The 17,074-nt window shown below is 60.0% G+C and carries 12 protein-coding genes; 5 read left to right on the top strand and 7 right to left on the bottom strand.

The window, feature by feature from the left end; genetic code table 11:
* The first annotated feature begins 1 nt into the window (after window position 1).
* Window positions 2–1,075 (top strand): type IV pilus twitching motility protein PilT, encoded by a 1,074-nt coding sequence (locus C1722_RS13430; RefSeq protein ID WP_102379884.1) that lies wholly within the window; start codon window positions 2–4, stop codon window positions 1,073–1,075.
* A gap of 134 nt (window positions 1,076–1,209) precedes the next feature.
* Here the strand turns inward: C1722_RS13430 and C1722_RS13435 are convergent, their stop codons facing one another.
* The 4 genes from C1722_RS13435 to C1722_RS13450 all read right to left on the bottom strand — a co-directional run bounded on the left by C1722_RS13435 (window position 1,210) and on the right by C1722_RS13450 (window position 6,152).
* On the bottom strand, window positions 1,210–2,292 hold the full coding sequence (locus tag C1722_RS13435; RefSeq protein WP_102379885.1) for a DUF2804 domain-containing protein: 1,083 nt from the start codon (window positions 2,290–2,292) through the stop codon (window positions 1,210–1,212).
* A gap of 23 nt (window positions 2,293–2,315) precedes the next feature.
* Window positions 2,316–3,104, bottom strand: coding sequence for a mechanosensitive ion channel family protein (locus C1722_RS13440; protein WP_102379886.1), 789 nt, complete (start codon window positions 3,102–3,104; stop codon window positions 2,316–2,318).
* Window positions 3,105–3,113: 9 nt separating this feature from the next.
* A complete protein-coding gene (nrdG, locus tag C1722_RS13445; RefSeq protein ID WP_102379887.1) occupies window positions 3,114–3,659 on the bottom strand; it encodes an anaerobic ribonucleoside-triphosphate reductase activating protein in 546 nt (181 codons plus the stop codon).
* Between the two features lie 162 nt (window positions 3,660–3,821).
* Window positions 3,822–6,152, bottom strand: a complete 2,331-nt coding sequence (locus C1722_RS13450) for an anaerobic ribonucleoside triphosphate reductase (protein WP_102379888.1) — start codon at window positions 6,150–6,152, stop codon at window positions 3,822–3,824.
* A gap of 508 nt (window positions 6,153–6,660) precedes the next feature.
* Between C1722_RS13450 and C1722_RS13455 the strand changes: the two genes are divergently transcribed.
* Entirely contained in the window at window positions 6,661–8,976 is a 2,316-nt protein-coding gene (locus C1722_RS13455) for a putative bifunctional diguanylate cyclase/phosphodiesterase (protein ID WP_102379889.1), read from the top strand.
* A 7-nt stretch (window positions 8,977–8,983) separates the two neighbouring features.
* Here C1722_RS13455 and C1722_RS13460 read toward each other — a convergent pair whose 3' ends face one another.
* From C1722_RS13460 to C1722_RS13470, 3 genes are all read right to left on the bottom strand, one after another.
* Window positions 8,984–9,232 carry a hypothetical protein gene (locus C1722_RS13460; protein ID WP_102379890.1) on the bottom strand — a complete coding sequence of 83 codons (249 nt, stop codon included), beginning with the start codon at window positions 9,230–9,232 and terminating at the stop codon, window positions 8,984–8,986.
* 8 nt (window positions 9,233–9,240) lie between these two features.
* Window positions 9,241–10,131, bottom strand: a complete 891-nt coding sequence (locus C1722_RS13465; RefSeq protein WP_102379891.1) for a homocysteine S-methyltransferase family protein — start codon at window positions 10,129–10,131, stop codon at window positions 9,241–9,243.
* Window positions 10,132–10,265: 134 nt separating this feature from the next.
* Window positions 10,266–11,957, bottom strand: a complete 1,692-nt coding sequence (locus C1722_RS13470; protein WP_102379892.1) for an APC family permease — start codon at window positions 11,955–11,957, stop codon at window positions 10,266–10,268.
* A gap of 485 nt (window positions 11,958–12,442) precedes the next feature.
* On the opposite strand from C1722_RS13470, the gene C1722_RS13475 reads away from it, so the two are divergent.
* The 3 genes from C1722_RS13475 to C1722_RS13485 all read left to right on the top strand — a co-directional run bounded on the left by C1722_RS13475 (window position 12,443) and on the right by C1722_RS13485 (window position 16,980).
* A complete protein-coding gene (locus tag C1722_RS13475; protein WP_102379893.1) occupies window positions 12,443–14,332 on the top strand; it encodes a hypothetical protein in 1,890 nt (629 codons plus the stop codon).
* Entirely contained in the window at window positions 14,320–14,640 is a 321-nt protein-coding gene (locus tag C1722_RS13480; protein WP_102379894.1) for a hypothetical protein, read from the top strand. Before C1722_RS13475 ends, C1722_RS13480 begins: the two co-directional genes overlap by 13 nt.
* Before the next feature lie 1,377 nt (window positions 14,641–16,017).
* Entirely contained in the window at window positions 16,018–16,980 is a 963-nt protein-coding gene (locus C1722_RS13485) for a D-2-hydroxyacid dehydrogenase (RefSeq protein WP_102379895.1), read from the top strand.
* The last annotated feature ends 94 nt before the right edge of the window (window positions 16,981–17,074 follow it).

Consider the following 17,074-nt stretch of genomic DNA (forward strand, 5'->3'; position numbering starts at 1 on the left):
GATGGACTTGAAAACGCTCTTGCAGGAGATGGTGGATGCCAAGGCTTCCGACGTGTTTGTCATTGCGGGCCTTCCGTTGACATACGAGACGAGCGGACGCCAAGTGCGCCTCGACATCGATCCTTTCACTCCCGCCGAAACCGAAGCGTTCGTGCGCGGCATATACGAAGCGTCCGGCCGCAGTATGGACCACTTCGTCAACAACAGCAACCACGACGACGATTTTTCGTTCGCCCTTCCAGGTATCGGACGCTTCCGCGCGAACGCGTTTCGCCAACGAGGTTCGTTCGGCGCGGTCATTCGCGTGATCCCCTTCGGCTTGCCCGACCCGTCCGAGTATCATATCCCCGAAGAGGTGCTGCGCCTCGCCAAGTTCCAGAAGGGGCTCGTACTCGTTACCGGACCCGCAGGCGCAGGCAAATCCACCACGCTCGCCTGCATCATCGACCGCCTCAATCGCGAGCGGTCGGGCCACATCATTACGATGGAAGACCCCATCGAGTACATCCATAAACACGGCAGCTGCATCGTAACCCAGCGCGAAGTGCCCACCGACATCGCCACGTACGGCGAGGCGCTGCGCTCGGCCATGCGCGAGTCGCCCGACATCATCCTGCTCGGCGAAATGCGCGACTACGAGACCATCGGCACCGCCGTGACCGCCGCAGAAATGGCACAGCTTTTGTTCTCCACCCTGCATACCACCGGCGCCGCGGGTACGGTCGACCGTATAGTCGATGCGTTCCCCCCAACCCAGCAGCGTCAAATTCGCATCCAGCTTTCCATGGTGCTGCAAGCTATTGTGAGCCAGCAACTCGTTCCCACGCTCGACGGCACCGAAGTTCCCGCGTTCGAGATCATGATCACGAACACCGCCATCAGGAATCTCATTCGCGAAGAGAAGACCCATCAAATCGACAGCGTGATCGCCGCAGGCGGCGCCGAGGGCATGCGCACGATGGATCAGAGCCTGTTTGATTTGGTAAAACAGGGCATTGTGGACAAGGGAATGGCACTGCAATACGGCATTCACCAAGAAGCGCTCGAGGCGCGATTCGCAGCCGAAGGTCTGTAAGAACGCCGCGGCAGATGCCTCGCACGTAGTTCAACAATTTCGCACAAACGAAAAAGGGTGCCGCGCAAATGCCGGCACCCTTTCCGTATCAGCCGAAGCCGTCGAACGCAAGCGGCGGCTTCGGCGGGCCGCCCTCAGTACTTGTTTCTCACGACCTCGGCGGAGCCGTGCAGGCCCTCGACGACGAACTCGCTGCCGTCATCGAGCACCACTTTGCCCGACAGCGTGCCGAATACCTGGTGCTGATCGGTGATCACGAGCGCCAGGTTGATGTAGTCCTTCCGGTCGACCGACGGGGTGAACACGAGATCGAGCCTCCCCTCGTCATCGGTCATGTGCCAAGGGGCCATAAGGTCGAACCTTCGCTCGACGTTCTTCTCCGCTGCACCCGCGCGATCGGTTATCCCGAAGTCGACGCGCCCGAGCTTATGGGCTACGCCGTCGACGAACGCCATGTTCTCCGAAGCAGCCGACGTATCGCCGAACCCGTAGCCGAGGTTCAGACCGAACCGATGCGATCCGGCCGTGCGGTTTCCCTTGCCGTCCTGCCAGCCCTGGGCGACCGCCCAGAACCACGTGTTGTCGCGCGTCCACACGCCGCGGCCCCAATCGAGCAGACCGAACGAATCGTCGGGTCGAAATCCGTGCACGGTAAGGCCTTTCCTGAAGCTGCCCTGGGCGCGCATGCCGACGATCTTCTGGTTATAGTAGAACGCCTTCGGATCCTCGGCCCACGGGGTGGCGATGACCATCGAATCGCGCGGCTCCTCATCGAGCACCGCATCGATGTGGAGCGGCTCGTCCCCATCGAACCGGTCGAACCGAGCGCGGAGCGTGCGGGTGCCGTCCTTCACTTCGAACCGCAGGTGAACGCGGTTGTTCTTGAACTCGGTAACGCCTTCCGTCGAGCGTTCGGGCAGGGCGAAACGACCCATCGGCAGCGGTGTGATGACGCTTGAGGTCTTGTACCAGCACTCCACCAAGTCGATGACCGAGGCCGAGATGAGGCCCATGTAACCGAGATCGCCTACCGTCAATGCGACGGCGTACTCGTCGTCGTTCACGAGATAGTAGTCCCATTCCTTGATGCGGTGCTTGGGCGCACGCACCTTGAAGCGGTTGTAGTTGAGCAGCAGGGATGTTGCGTACCCCGGCTCGGCGAGCGATCCGTCTGCGCGATGAAGCGGTCCGACCGTTTCGATGCGGTGCTCCTGCATGGGCTGCCTCCTTCGTCGTAGGACTAGTTACTGCCGCGATCGCCGTCGGGGCGCGTGATGGGTGCGATGGCCCGCACGGCCGCATCGCTCGCCTCCCCCGCCTTCGATGCGCTCGAAACCTTGAACGTGACCTTCCCAGAATAACCGAACTCGGTGATCTCGATGAATATCGCCTTGGGCTTTTGGGTTACCTTTGTGATGGAGCCCGCCGCCTTCGAGCACGCCGCCTCGATGGCGGCCGCCACGGTATCGAGGTCTCCCCCATCGCCGCGCACGACGAACCTGATCGTAACGAGCGTGGTCGGGGGTAGCTTCGTGAGCGCGTTCTTGCCGATGATCGAATTGGGAATGATCACCGTCTCGTTCTGGGGGTTCACGATGGTCGTATGGCGCCAGGTGACGTCTTTCACCACGCCGGTCTCGTTGTTGACCTCGATGTTATCGCCCGGAGAGATTATCTTCATGAGGCTGACCTGCAAGCCGCCGATAAGGTTCGAGATCGTATCCTGGAAACCGAGCGATATGGCGATGCCGCCGACGCCGAGGGCGGCGATGGCGGCACTCACGTTTACGTTGAAGCAGGTGGCGAGCATGACGCAGAACCCGAGGATCCAAACCGCCGCACGCGCGATGTTGATGAAAATGGAACTCGAGGGCAGAAGCGAATTATCCTGCTGCAACAGCTTCCGCAGGAATTTGGTGACGAACCAGGAAACGAGCGCCGTAATGCCGAGGATCACCACAACCGATGCGGCCGTGATGAACCATTCACTGCGCACGAACGATTCCAATTTGTCGAAATCCTCTTCCATACTCCTATGCTACCAAGAAGCGGGAACTTCGGGAAAACTGTCACTCGTTTGCCACAATACAACCGCGCCCGCCTCACGGCTTGCCGCAAGGTCGATGACCCGCTGGTTCGACGACCCCTTCCACGCGAGGTCATAGGAGTTGAGCGCCTGCACGAACGGCCCGTCGACGAGCACGTCGCAGCAGGCCAAAAGCTCGGGAGCGAGCGGATCGGGCCTTCCTGCAAGCAGGTCCTCGTAGAGGTAGCCCGAATATATCCACAAGCCCAAGCCCTGCGCCTTAAGCTTGCGGGCGAGCACCAAGCATGCCGCGCATTGCTCGAACGGCTCGCCTCCCGAAAGGGTCACGCCGCCCACGAGCCCGTTCGCCTCGATCTCGTCGACGATATCGTCGATGGCGCGCACCGTGCCCCCGCACGCGGGCTGGCTCTCGGGATTGTGGCATCCGGGACATTCATGGGTGCACCCCTGCACGAACACCGCATAGCGCAGCCCCGGTCCGTCGACGATGGAATCGGCAGCGGTACCGTACAGGCGAATGGTGGTCGGTTCGGACATCGAGGGCTCCCTTGCAGGCTCGCGGATTGGCAGGTGGGTCAGTTAAAAGGCCCTCGCCTCCAAAGCGTCTTCCGCACAGCCGAACGTACTTTGTACGCAGGAGCAAGCGCGAGACGGCATCGGATACGGGGGCCTTGCGGCGTCAAGCTGTCGGAAAGGCCTTTACATTTTATCGACCTGGTGCTTCACGCGGTCGGATTCCTCGGCGCGCTTGGCGTCGTTGAACCGGTCGAGCGTTCCCACCAGGTATCCCGTGATGCGGCGGATGCGCTCGAAGGGTACGCCGTGCTCCTCTTCGGTGCGCCCGCACTTCGGGCAACGATCGCCGATGATACCGTTGTAGCCGCACACCGGATCGCGGTCGACGGGATGGTTGACCGAGCCATAGCCGATACCGCTATCCTTCATATGGCGTATGACCGCCTCGAACGCCTCGAGGTTCTCGGTCGGATCGCCGTCGAGCTCGACGTAGCTGATATGGCCCGCGTTGGTGAGCGCATGGTAGGGCGCCTCGATCGAGATCTTATCGAACGCGTTGATCTCGCAGTACACCGGCACATGGAACCCGTTGGTGTAATAATCGCGATCCGTCACGCCCTCGATCACACCGTAGCGCGCACGGTCCATCCGCACGAAACGGCCCGAAAGCCCTTCGGCGGGCGTGGCGATGAGCGTGTAGTTCATCTGACGTTCGCGGGAGATGACGTCTAGGTAGGAGCGCATGTGCCCGACGATTTCGAGCCCGAGGCGCTGCGCTTCGGGTGATTCGCCATGGTGCTTGCCCGTCAGCGCCTTGAGCGTTTCGGCAAGGCCGATGAAGCCCACCGAAAGCGTACCGTGCTTGAGAACTTCGCGCAGTTCGTCAGTGGGTTTGAGCTTCTCCGAATCGATCCACACGCCCTGGCCCATGAGAAACGGCGCGTTGTAGACCCTCTTGCGCGCCTGGATCTGGAAACGCTCATCGAGCTGTCCGACCGCAAGGGCGAGCTTGGCGTCCAAAAGGTCGAAGAACAGATCGATATCGCCCTTGGAGCGGATGGCGAGCCTCGGCAGGTTGACCGAAGTGAAGCTCAGGTTGCCGCGGCCCGGCGTAACCTCGCGCTCGGGATCGTGCACGTTGCCCATGACGCGGGTACGGCAGCCCATGTAGGCGATTTCGGTTTCGGGGGTTCCCTTGTAATACGGCGCGTTGAACGGCGCGTCGAGGAAGCTGAAGTTGGGGAACAGCCGCTTCGCGGAGCAGCGCATGGCAAGCTTGAACAAATCGTAGTTCGGATCGCCCGGATTGTAGTTCACGCCTTCTTTCACACGGAAGATCTGCACGGGGAAGATGGGGGTTTCGCCCGATCCCAAGCCCTGCTCAGTGGCGAGCAGCATGTTCTTGATGACCATGCGACCCTCCGCCGACGTGTCCATGCCGTAGTTCACCGACGAGAACGGGGTCTGGGCGCCCGCACGCGAATGCATGGTGTTGAGGTTGTGCACGAGCGCTTCCATCGCCTGGAACGTCGTGCGGTCGGCGTCGGCGAACGCGTTTTTCTCGGCGTACGCCATGGCTTTATCGGCTACCGCCTCGGAAACGCCGGCACCCACAAGCTCGGCGCGCACGGCGGAGGAGAACGTGGCGTTCATGACCAGCGTTGCGACGGTTTTCGTTTCGCCTTCGACGCGGCCGAGCATCTCTTCGGTATACGCCTTCACGTCTTCGATGTCGGAGAGCAGGTCGAGTGCCTCGGCCAGGTGCTTCTTGTAGAGGCGACGATAGGTTTTCCCGACGCCGACGGCCAAACCGTAGTCGAAATCGCAGACGGACTGGCCGCCGTGCTGATCGTTCTGGTTCGATTGGATGGCTATGCAGGCAAGCGCCGCGTAGCTCGCGATATCGTTGGGCTCGCGCAGCACGCCGTGGCCGGTGGAGAAGCCGCCCTTGAAGAGCTTCTTGAGCTCGATCTGGCAGCACGTCGTGGTAAGCGTGTAGAAGTCCATGTCGTGGATGTGGATATCGCCCTCGCGATGGGCGCGGGCGAACTTAGGGTCGATGACGCACATCTCGTAGAACTGCTTGGCCGATTCCGAACCGTACTTGAGCATGGTGCCCATGGCGGTATCGGCGTCGATGTTGGCGTTCTCGCGCTTCATATCGGAATCGGAGGCCTTCGAGAACGTGATGTCTTTGAGGGTTTTGATCAGACGGCTGTTCACGTCGCGCACGCGATTGCGCTCGGCACGGTAGAGAATGTAGGATTTCGCAGTCTGCACGAAACCGGCCTCGATGAGCGATTCCTCGACGAGGTCCTGCACGCCTTCGACGGTGGGAGAACCCTCGATGGCGCCGCTCTCGATCTTATCAACAACCTTCGCAGCGATCTCCTCGGCCACCGTACGGTCCTGCATGGCCCCGCACGCTTCGAACGCCCGCTCGATCGCCTCGGCAATCTTCTCGGGTCTGAACTCTGCGGTGCGGCCGTCGCGTTTGATGATTGTTGTAACCATGTCGCTCCCTTGTCTGATCTCTGGTTCCGTTATGCGGCACAAAAAAATCCGCGTCGCCAAACCGCACGACGTGGTGCTTGAAAGTGGCATACCACCCAGGCCGATCGAGGTGCGCCTTCGGCCTTGTCAAGAAGTTTTCCACGAGCTTTCCAATTTTCCGAGAGATTTCCACAAACAATGAGCGTTTTTTCCACAATATGTTGTGTTCTTCATCCCCTCGGACGTGGATATATGGTAGCTTGGCAAATGCTTTTAGGCAAGAGGAAAAAGGTTACGAATCGGATAGTTTAAGAATATCTTACTGAAATTTCCTTATGACGAAATCGCAACGCCGCTGGCAAATGGCATATTTTTAGTATCAGTACTCTCACAGCCCCCGCATATCAATTTTCCTCCCTGACCAAAATCTCCATTGAGGAGCAGTTTCCGCATATATTCGCGCAGGTCTGTTACAATCCAAACGTTCGATTTACGCAACGCGAATACCCATTCGGAGGTTCCGCAGATCATGACCGCACGGAATACAGCCGACACGGCGATGCCGCGCAAGAGCGCGGCTACAACGATCGCCGCCTTCGCGGTCGGCCTCGTGATCATCGCAATCGTTCTCGTCGGATGCCTGAATGTCATCTCGCACGAACTCAAATCCTCCCTCGGCCTCTTCATGAAAGAGATAGCTGCGGTCGAAAGCGCAAACGTCAACGCCGTCATCGAAGATAAGTTCAGCGTATTGCACGGCGCGTCGGCGTTCGTCGTGGCAGACAACATCAACGATACCGACATGCTGCTGGAACAGTTTCGCGAAATGGTCGATTCCGGTGCGTTCATGCGCGTGGGAATCGTGACCACCGACGGCAGGGGCTTCGGCTACGACAGCGAGCTCGGCGCGCTCCCGGAGCAGGATTACGCGGACCGAAGCTACGTGCAAAGTGCGCTCCGAGGCGAAGACTGCGTGACGGGGCCCGCTTCCGACGCCTGGGCGCTCGGCGAAGGCGTCGTATTCGCCGTGCCCGTCTACGATATCAAGCACGATGGAGGTGCGCCCATCGGCGCGCTTATCGGCACGATGTCGGTCGAAGCGTTTTCGAATGCGATCGACGCGAGCCTGTTCGAGGGACACGGCCATATCGACATCATCGATTCGAGCGGCACCGTTCTGTTCAAGTCGAGCGGCGTAAACGCCGATTCGAACACGAGCCTGCTCGATGGCGAGTACGCGCGCTCCGAAGCGTCCAACACCGTGAAGGACGACCTTTCCCGCGGGTTGGGAGGCTCGGCGGAGTTTACCTGGGAGGGCGGAGACTCCCGCTTCGTTGCATACGAGCCCATCGGCATCAACGACTGGTTCATCGGCGTGGTGCTGCCGAGCGATTACCTCGAAGCCAAGAACCGCACCATCCTGCTCGCCTCGATCATCATGGCCGGCTTCATCGTATGCATTGCGATCCTGCTGATGGCCACTGCGTTCAGAACCAAGAACCGTGGAGAAAAGGCGCTCGCCCGCGCAGCGCTGGTCGACGACTTGACCGGAATCGACAACGCGCTCGCCTTCGGCACCAAATACGAGGCTCGTTCCGACTGCCAAGACGGAGCCCATTCCCTCGTTCTGTTCAACCTCGTGGGCTTCTCTCTGTACAACACGATCTTCGGATACGAAAGGGGCTCGTCCCTCATCCGCTCGGTTGCCGACATCCTTTCGCAGGATCTCGGCAAATCGGAGCTCCTCGCCCGTCTCTCGGGCGATCGGTTTCTCATGCTCGTCCATACCGAGAATCCCCGAGAGGCCGAAGAGCGGCTTCTTTCGCTGCTCGACCACATCGATGCGGCGATCGGCTCCGACGAAACGCATTACCAGATCGTCTCCCAGTGCTGCGTTTGCCGCCTCACGAAGGCGGATGCCGACAAGGACGTCAACCTGATCGCCCAAGATATGGCCATCCCCTTCCGACAGACGAAAAGCCACGCCGGCAAGCGCATCATCTTCTACGACGAGCAGAACATCGCCGCAGCCATGAGGGCGCGACATATCGAAGGAATCATGTCGACGGCGCTCCTCAAGGAGGAGTTCGTCGCCTACTTCCAGCCCCAATACGATATACGGGGCGGCAAACCCGTCCTCTGCGGGGCCGAGGCGCTCGTGCGCTGGAACTCCCCCGTTCTCGGATTGGTTCGCCCCGACGAGTTCATCCCAATCTTCGAAAAGAACGGATTCGTCGACCGCGTCGACCGCTACATGCTCGAGCGCGCATGCATCAGGCTGCGCCAATGGATGGATGCGGGTCTGCGCTGCGTGCCGATCTCGGTCAACCTTTCACGGCAGAACCTGTTCAGCGCCGATCTCATCGGCCGGATCGAAAAGATCGTCGACACCTACAGCATACCGCACAGCTTCATCAAGCTCGAGCTGACCGAAAGCATCGTAGCGGAAAGCACCGTGCAGCTCGTCGAAACGGCGAACAAGCTCAGGGAACGCGGCTTCAGGGTGGCGATGGACGATTTCGGGACCGGGTACTCGGCGCTCTCGATCCTCAAGGACGTCCCCTTCGACACCATCAAGCTCGATCGGGCGTTCTTCGGCGAATCGATCGATTCGGAACGCGGCCGCACCACACTGACCGGGATCATCCAACTGCTCGATGCCCTCGGCTTCGAAACCGTTGCCGAGGGCATCGAATCGGAGAACGAAGCCGAGCAGCTCAAAGAATGGGGCTGTCACGTCATACAAGGCTACGTGTACGGACGGCCCATACCCGCCGACGAGTTCACCAAAATGCACCTCGAGCCCGCGCAAACAGACCTGCAAGACAAGGACGACGATCGGTAAACCTGTGCTACTCCACCGTTCCGTACACGTAGCCCCAACCGTGACCCGCAATGGACGAATTGATCTGATCGCACAGGCGCTGCCGGTTGTAGGTTCCAGGAGGCAGCAGCTCCACCACCTCGATCAGATCGGGCGGCAGATCGTATGATTCGGCCATGAGCACCGCGTCGAGGCGTCGGACGAATTCGTCCGACGCGAACAGGTCGTCGACGAGCTTTTGCATGATGCCGTAATCGGGGCTTTTCTCGATTGCCATGCGCGCTCCTACGAGCCGATAACGTCGAAGCCGGCGCTCGCAGCAACCAGCGCACCGGTGTACGAGGGCGTAGCATGCCCCGTTGCGCGCAGGAACTGAACGCCCGCGCCACGGAGTTTCGTCGCCGCCTCGACCATGACGTCGGGGCAATAGTAGGGGTTCTCATCGGTGGCGATGCCCTGCTTCGGATCGTTCTTCCGCACCGCGAGTTGCACGAGCAGCGGCCCGTCCCACACCACACGCGCCCGTTTCACCGCGGCGACCGCTGCGTCGAGAGGCGCCGCAATCGCAAAGCCCGCAACGCTTGCGCCGTACTCGGCCATAAGGGATACGGCCTCCTCGATCGACTGGTCACGGCGTGCGACGTTTCCGTCCCCGTCGATGTCGACCGAAGCGAACACGGGGCCATCGTAGACCATGCGCACGCCCATGAGCGCGCACTGCACATCAGGCAGACTCACCATGCCGTTCAGGAAAACCGCATCGAACTCGCCGTCGCCGAAAGCGCGCACCGCATCGGCGTACTGATCGCGATTCTGCTTGAGCGATGTGGCGCTCGACGCATCGATCGGCAGATACGTGGGGCCGATCTCCGCAAGCATATGCTGGGGACGCAGCGATCGCAGTACCGAAAGCGAAGCTTTGGCCAATTCGGCTGCGCGTTCCTCCATGTTCACGTGGGCAAGCCGTGCCGAGGTGATGCCGGCCGTATTCGAAACCAGGCACTGAGCGCCCGCCACCGACTCGAGGCGATAGGCGTTGCGCACCGCCTCGGGTTCGAGAAGGCTCAAAAACTCGCGATCCTTCTCGATGTCGACGCCTTGACGTGCAAGAACCTCGTCGATCGGCGCGGACAAAACGAGCATATCCTTATTGAATCGCATATCGATATCGGGCATACGAACCTCCTCTTCGCGAACGCCAGCCTGCGCAGGCGGCTCATGCACGTACGGGCTTCAGCCGAGCCGCCGACCGATGCGAAAACCGCCGGCCTCGATCGGCGTGGGCTCTCGGCAGACCGGCACAGCGCTTCCTACCGGTTTTCGGACAAATCCTCGGACTGCGTCCAGGCATCGGCCGGCTTGTGTTTGAACCTATCATACACAACGCCCGCTACGCAAATGGCAAGGCTTGCCGCAAGGCAGCTCCAGAATGCGGGATTCTGCATAGAACCTATACATATGAACAGCGAGCCGATCGTGGCGCATACCGGGGCCACGACGCCCTTGAACCTGCTGCGCACGTCCCCTGAGCGCCACAGCTGAAAAACCTTCGCGTAGAGCACGATGTAGAGGATATAGCTCGTAGCGATGGTTATCTCGGACACATCCGAGTTGGGCAGAAGGCCCGCTAGCTGCGTGACCACGTGCAAGAGCACCCAAAAGATCGAAACGGCGAGGGCGAGGATGCCCGATGCAACGGGCATGTCGAAGCGGCGGCTCAGGCGCCTGACGTAGCGGGAAAACGGGATGTCGTCGGTGAGCGCGAGCGCATAGGGCATGCGGACGAACGAGAGGGTAAGCCCGTTGACCGTGCCCATCACCGCCACCACCACGCACACGGCAACGACGCGGGCGAACTGGGAACCGAACAGCTGCTCGGCCAAGTAGAACACGTGGCCGTCGCCCATCGCCACGACGACCTCGGGCCCGAGAAACGACGACACGCCGACGAAGTAGCCCACATAGATGGCAAGGATGATGATCGGCGCCACGACAAGCGCGATGGGCAAGGTTTTCTTCGCGTTCTTGAGCTCGGGCGCGATGGCAGCCGATACGATCCAGCCGTCGTAGGAAAACGCCACCGGCCCCACCGCTGCGATCCAGGCGAGCGAAGCGCCCGCCGCCTGGCTTCCGTGCTGCGAAAGACCCGCGATGGGATCGCCGAACACGAGGCCGAAGAACGCGATGAGCAGCAGGGGCAACAGCTTGATGATCGTCGTGACGTTCTGGAAAGCGCCCGCAAAGCGCGGCGCGAGCATGTTCCAAACGAAGCACAGGATCATGAACGCGCAGCCTATGAGCATCTGCAGGCCGATGCCCGCATCGATGTCGAACAGGATGCAGGTGTATATGCCGACCGCCCACGACACTACGACGACGATCGAGGGAAGGTAGCCGAAGATGGTGAACCAGCCGACGGCGACCCCGAACCGCTTGCTCACGAACGTCTCGGCGTAGGCGATAAGGCCGCCGGGGCCTTCGGTGCGCGCGGCGAGCTCGCTGAACGTGATGCCGCCGAACACGATGGCGAACGCGGCGAGGCAGAACATNCCGCTAAGGCCGCCGGGTCCTTCGGTGCGCGCGGCGAGCTCGCTGAACGTGATGCCGCCGAACACGATGGCGAACGCGGCGAGGCAGAACATGGCCACGCCGAGCACGATGCTGCCGCCCGTTGCGGCGAGCACGTTATCGCTTTTGAAGAAGATGCCCGACCCGATGCAGATGCCGATGATCATGGCGAGCGCCGTGAAGAAGCCGTATTTCTTTTGCACGGGCGGCCGCCGGCTTTCGCCTTCGGGTTGCGGCAGCCGAGACGCTTCGCCGTCCTGCCCCGATTCCGTCATGTTTTGCTTGGTATCATTCATGGGAGATACTATACGCGTACTTGGCGCATAATCCATCAACGCAAACGCAACGATTTGGACGGTGAGCGGTAACGAAAACCGATATACCCCAGATGAGGGAGCCGTTGGCCGTGTTTTAGCCGCCAATCCACAAGACATTCATGGGTGATGCATATGTTCTTCAATGCTAACTTTTATACTGTCCTCAGCAAACGGAAAGCTCCCCTCTTTCCGGTTTGCACTGCTTTTACCCCTCATTAAAGCAGTAGCGGCGCAAAGGCGCCGCCATCCCCTCCTTGTGGGCCCGGTGGGAGCTCCCCTCTCCCCCGGGCCGATCCTTTTCCTGAGGCAGACTGCGTCCTTGCGGGCGCGCGGCGGAGGCCCCGCCTCCCGGACCGATCCTTTCCCTGAGGCTGGCTGCGACTCTTTGCGAGTGCGCATCGGAGGCTGTCTTGGCCGACCCTTCTCCCGGACGGGCCGCAGGCAACGGCGGCGCAGGTAAAGTTGACCGTATCGATTACAATATGATTGCCATGCACCCAAGCGAACGGCTGCTCGGTTCGCCATGCGTGTTCACATGGGCCCGCAGGCGACACAACGGATGCTGTCTCGCGATGGCCTGAGAAGCCGAACAAGGAACCCGTATGCACCGATACAGCGAGTCGATGGGCAACGCAAGCGATGACCTTCGGCAGAAAACACGCAATGCAGCCAAGCTCGGCGGGGTGCTGTTCTGCCTGTGCGCCGCCACAAGCGCCGTCTTGGCAGCCGAAAGCAAAGACGCCCTGTCTGTTTTGCTGGCGCTCGCCGCTCCCGCTTCATGCGCCGTCTTGGCAGCCCTGGCGTTCGGCATATCGTCCCGAGACGAAACACTGGCGCGAGGAAGACGATTGCTGCGCGTTGCGTCGGGGGCGGCGTTCTGCGTTAACCTCGCTACGTGCCTTGCGGTATTCGCCACCGGCAGCCTTGCCTACGCAACGCAGATATACTCGATCGTATGCGCTGCGTACTGCATACGCTTGATCGCCCTCAGCAGCGAAGACGCCGCGTTCTCGATGCAATCGCCTCCGCGGAAATCGGCTCTGCAGCATCCGCTCGCCAAACACAAGCTCATGATGGCCACCATCTTACTCTGGATCGTTTCCGTTGTTGCGGGCTGCTATGCGGCATACTCGTGGGGAAACCTCGTCGATCCCAAGGAAATCGGCTTTGCGAACGCCATGGCGCTTGCATCGATCGTGCTCACTGCGCTGTTCACAAACACCGTGCGCTCGCTTATCCGAGAAAGGACATCGTTCAACCAGTGGTTTTTCGAGCGCGACTGCCGGCGGATCGCATACACCGCCGGCGTAATCACGTTCTGCATGATCGTGGTCGGCAACATTCCCGCCTTCTTTCTCGCCGCCGTCTACCTGCTGTCCGGACTGTACCTTCGTTTCGCCGATCTGAGCGGCTTGGGTCCTATCCGCAATGCAACTGCGGCAAGACCATCGGACCAATCGGACGAAACCCTCCCGGCGGCCGATGAGGCGAGAAAGTCCCCTGCTCCGCGATACGCCATCGCACCCAAGCATCGTCTCGTCATCCAGACGATCGCGCTTGCCGCCGCACTCGCCGCAACGATAGCATTCGTGCTCAGCCCGTCCGTTCAGCAAACGCTCGCCAACCCCGGAATGGTCGTGCTCAACATATGCTTTGCCGTTGCACCAAGCGCCATCTTCATCGCCGCGGCGGCGATCGTCGCACTGAACGCGAGCAAACCCACCTGGAAATGGGTGGTCGCCATTGCAACGTTCGCCGTCGCATTCGTTCACGGGATATCGCTTTCATCGAGCTTCCTCCAAGGCCAATTCCTGCTCGGCACGCTCACGGCCATCGTCGCGATCGTCACTTTTTCCTTCGGCGATACGGTAGCCGATGCCGACGAGTTGGCCGAGTACGAACGCGAGAAGCGCAGGGCCGCAGAGCGCGAGCTTGCAAGGAAATCCCGAGAAGAGGCCCGCATGCAAGCTGAAAGGAGGATCGAGCCTTTGCGCGCCGAACAGCGCGCTCGGTTTACCCACCTCTACGAACTGCTTGATGTTCCCGCAGCTCGCGACATCGAAGAAGTGCTCCCGCGTATCGGCGAGGAATGGGGCGTACCCCTCGAAGAAGCCCAGCCTTCGGATGCGATGATCGCCCTATACGACCATTATGCCGCCGTCGAATACGACTGGAAGCTCGAAGCAAACGATACGCTGTGGCTGTATAGGGAAATGCTCGAAACGCATGCCATGTTCGATTCCCTTCTCGACATCGAGCTCATCGAAGACGAGCGCTGCTTCGATCCCGACGAGTCGGCCGAAAGCCTTCTGCACAAACTGCTCGCACGCCAATGCGACGGCAAGAAAAGGGCGCTCATGCTTGATGCGGGAAACGACTCGGTGGTCACCGTCGTGGTGAAAACCGCCGATCTGCTGCAATTTCGAAGCGAACTGGCAGATATCCTCCCAAGATGGAGCATCGTGAGCGAAGGAGATGGGTGCGAACGATAACGCATCGTCTGACGAACAGGGAAGCATCGGATGCGTCGGGGGCGCCGAAGGGCTCGCGCTACAAGAGGATGCGGTGGGTCGCCTTCGCGGCCATCGTAGCCGTCACGCTTCTTCTGTGGTTCATTACGGACGGCTCGGGCAACCCCCAAGGCCGCTCTGCACCAGCCGTCCGCAAACCGCCGACCTACGAGCGCATCGACGCAAAGCCGCCCGAGCTCCCTTCGAATTCGAAGGCAACCGTCGAAAACGATGCTGAACGGCTTTTCGCCGCCGCTCCCCGGCCGTTGACCGCCGATCACGCCGACTGAAAGATAGCTACACAGCTCCATCACAATCAGTTTCGATGTTCTTAGCGATGATTGAAGATACGTTTACCCAGTTCAAATACATTGTTTACCATCGTCGTTACCGTTCTGACACCCACTACACAATTCGCGCACTCGCGGTACATACCATCTGCAAGGCGGGGTTTTATACTGACGTCACGCAAACAAAAAGAAGGTTCATCCCCCCTTCAGTTTGCACTGCTTTTACCCCTCATTAAAGCAGTAGCGGTGCACAGCACCGCCATCCCCTCCTTGTGGGCCCGGGTGGAGCTCCCCTCTCCCCCGGGCCGATCCTTTTCCTGGGGCAGGTTGCGTCCTTGCGATCCCGCGGCGGAAGTCCCGCCCCGAGCCGAGCCGATTCTTTTCCCGAAGCAGGCTGTGTCCTTGCGAGCCCACGGCAGAGCTCATCACGTAGGCGATTCCTTTTTCGGGAGAACGCGACTTTTTGCAAACGAACGGCATGCCCTGCGTCGAAGCAGGTGCAAAATCGACCGAGACCGGAAACGGACAACGATTCCGCTTACCGCCGCGCAGCGACCGACCGCGGTCGCAATCGCAGCGATTCATATCTTCACCACAGTTGGTTTCGTGTTTAGAACGTATTTTGAAAAGTTGTTTTCCCAGTTCAAATAGCCTATTGCTCCCCTTTGTTACCGTTCTGATATCCAATTCACAATTCGCACACTCACCGCACATACCATCTGCAAGGCGAAATTTTATACTGGCCTCACGCAAACAAAAGAAGGTTCATCCCCCCTTCAGTTTGCACTGCTTTTACCCCTCAATAAAGCAGTAGCGGTGCTAGGCACCGTATCATCCCCTCCTTGTGGGCCCGGGTGGAGCTCCCCTCTCCCCCGGGCCGATCCTTTTCCTGAGACCGGTTACGCCCCTGCGGGGTCGCAGCGAGGCTCATCTCAAGGAACCGATCCTCTTTCCGAACGAGTTTAGCCGCCATTGAACGCGTGGAAACCGAGAGGCACCGCATGCACCCGCAAGAGTTCGGACGCAACGTGCCGGCGAAAATCTTAAAACACGCCCAACCTTGGCAGAGATTTACGATTGTGATCCGCGAAACGGGGTTTTCGGGCTTATGCGAGGATGATACTTTTGTGCGACCGCATGAGATATGCAGGTCAAAAATATAACTACTTCCCATTAAGGGATCAGAATCGTAAATCTCTGCCATACTTGAACGATTTTTCGACATTCTTCGTCGGCCGTGCGCGATCTACCGCACTTTCGTTAACGGTAGCAAGGCCTATCAGCATCCGCCGAACAGTGCAGTGCTTTCAAAGGGGGCAGTGCGGCCAAGTGCTACAATTTCGGCATGCCATCAGGAAAACTATGCAGAGGAGCGCCATGAACATCGTCGTATTAGACGCCTACGTCAACAATCCCGGCGATTTGAGCTGGGAGCCCCTGAAGCAATTCGGGACAGTAACCCTGTACGACCGCACATCGGCAGACGAGGTTGCAACGCGTGCAGCAGATGCCGATATCGCGGTCACGAACAAGGTCGCTTGGGACGCTGCCGCCCTCGACGCGTGCCCCAACCTCAAGCTCATCGCCCTCACCTCAACGGGCTTCAACGTTGTCGACCTCGAAGCGGCACGGAAGCGCGGCGTGACCGTATGCAACGTGCCCGCCTATTCCACGCCCGACGTTGCCCAAATGACGTTCGCGCTGCTGCTCGAATTGTGCTTGCACGTGGGCGATCATTCCCATGACGTGCTGGCCGGCACCTGGGTTCGAAGCGTCGACTTTTCCTATTGGAGCCATCCGCTCATCGAAATCGCAGGAAAGACGATCGGCATCGTGGGGATGGGCAGCATAGGCCAGGCGGTGGCGTGCATTGCAAACGCATTCGGTCTCGAAGTGCTGTTCAACAATCGCTCCGCAAAACCTGCTTGCGAAAACGAGCATTGCAAGCAGGTCGACTTCGACACCCTCCTTGCCGATTCCGACATCGTTACCCTTCATGCGCCCGCAACCCCAGAGACGAACGGTCTTATCGACACGAGAGCGATCGAGAAAATGAAGGATGGCGCGATGCTGCTGAACACCGCGCGCGGTACGCTCGTTGACGAGCGGGCCGTTGCCGATGCGCTGCTCTCGGGCAAACTCGGCGGCTTCGGTGCCGACGTGGTGGCGGTCGAACCCATGCGAGCCGACAATCCGCTGCTCGAGGCCAAGGACAAGAACCTCGTTATCACGCCCCACATCGCCTGGGCTACCCACGAGGCCCGCGCACGGCTCCTCGATACGGTATTCGCCAACATCCGGGCGTTCATCGAGAAGCACCCGCAAAACGTGGTGAGCTGAGCTCCGTGTGAGCAGCAGCCATCCGAACATACAAGGGGTCTCAGCAAGCATCTGAGACCCCCACGTATTGCGCGGAAATGCGCCGACGAGGATA

Origin of the sequence: Raoultibacter timonensis (genome assembly GCF_900240215.1) — a bacterium.
Classification (GTDB): domain Bacteria; phylum Actinomycetota; class Coriobacteriia; order Coriobacteriales; family Eggerthellaceae; genus Raoultibacter; species Raoultibacter timonensis.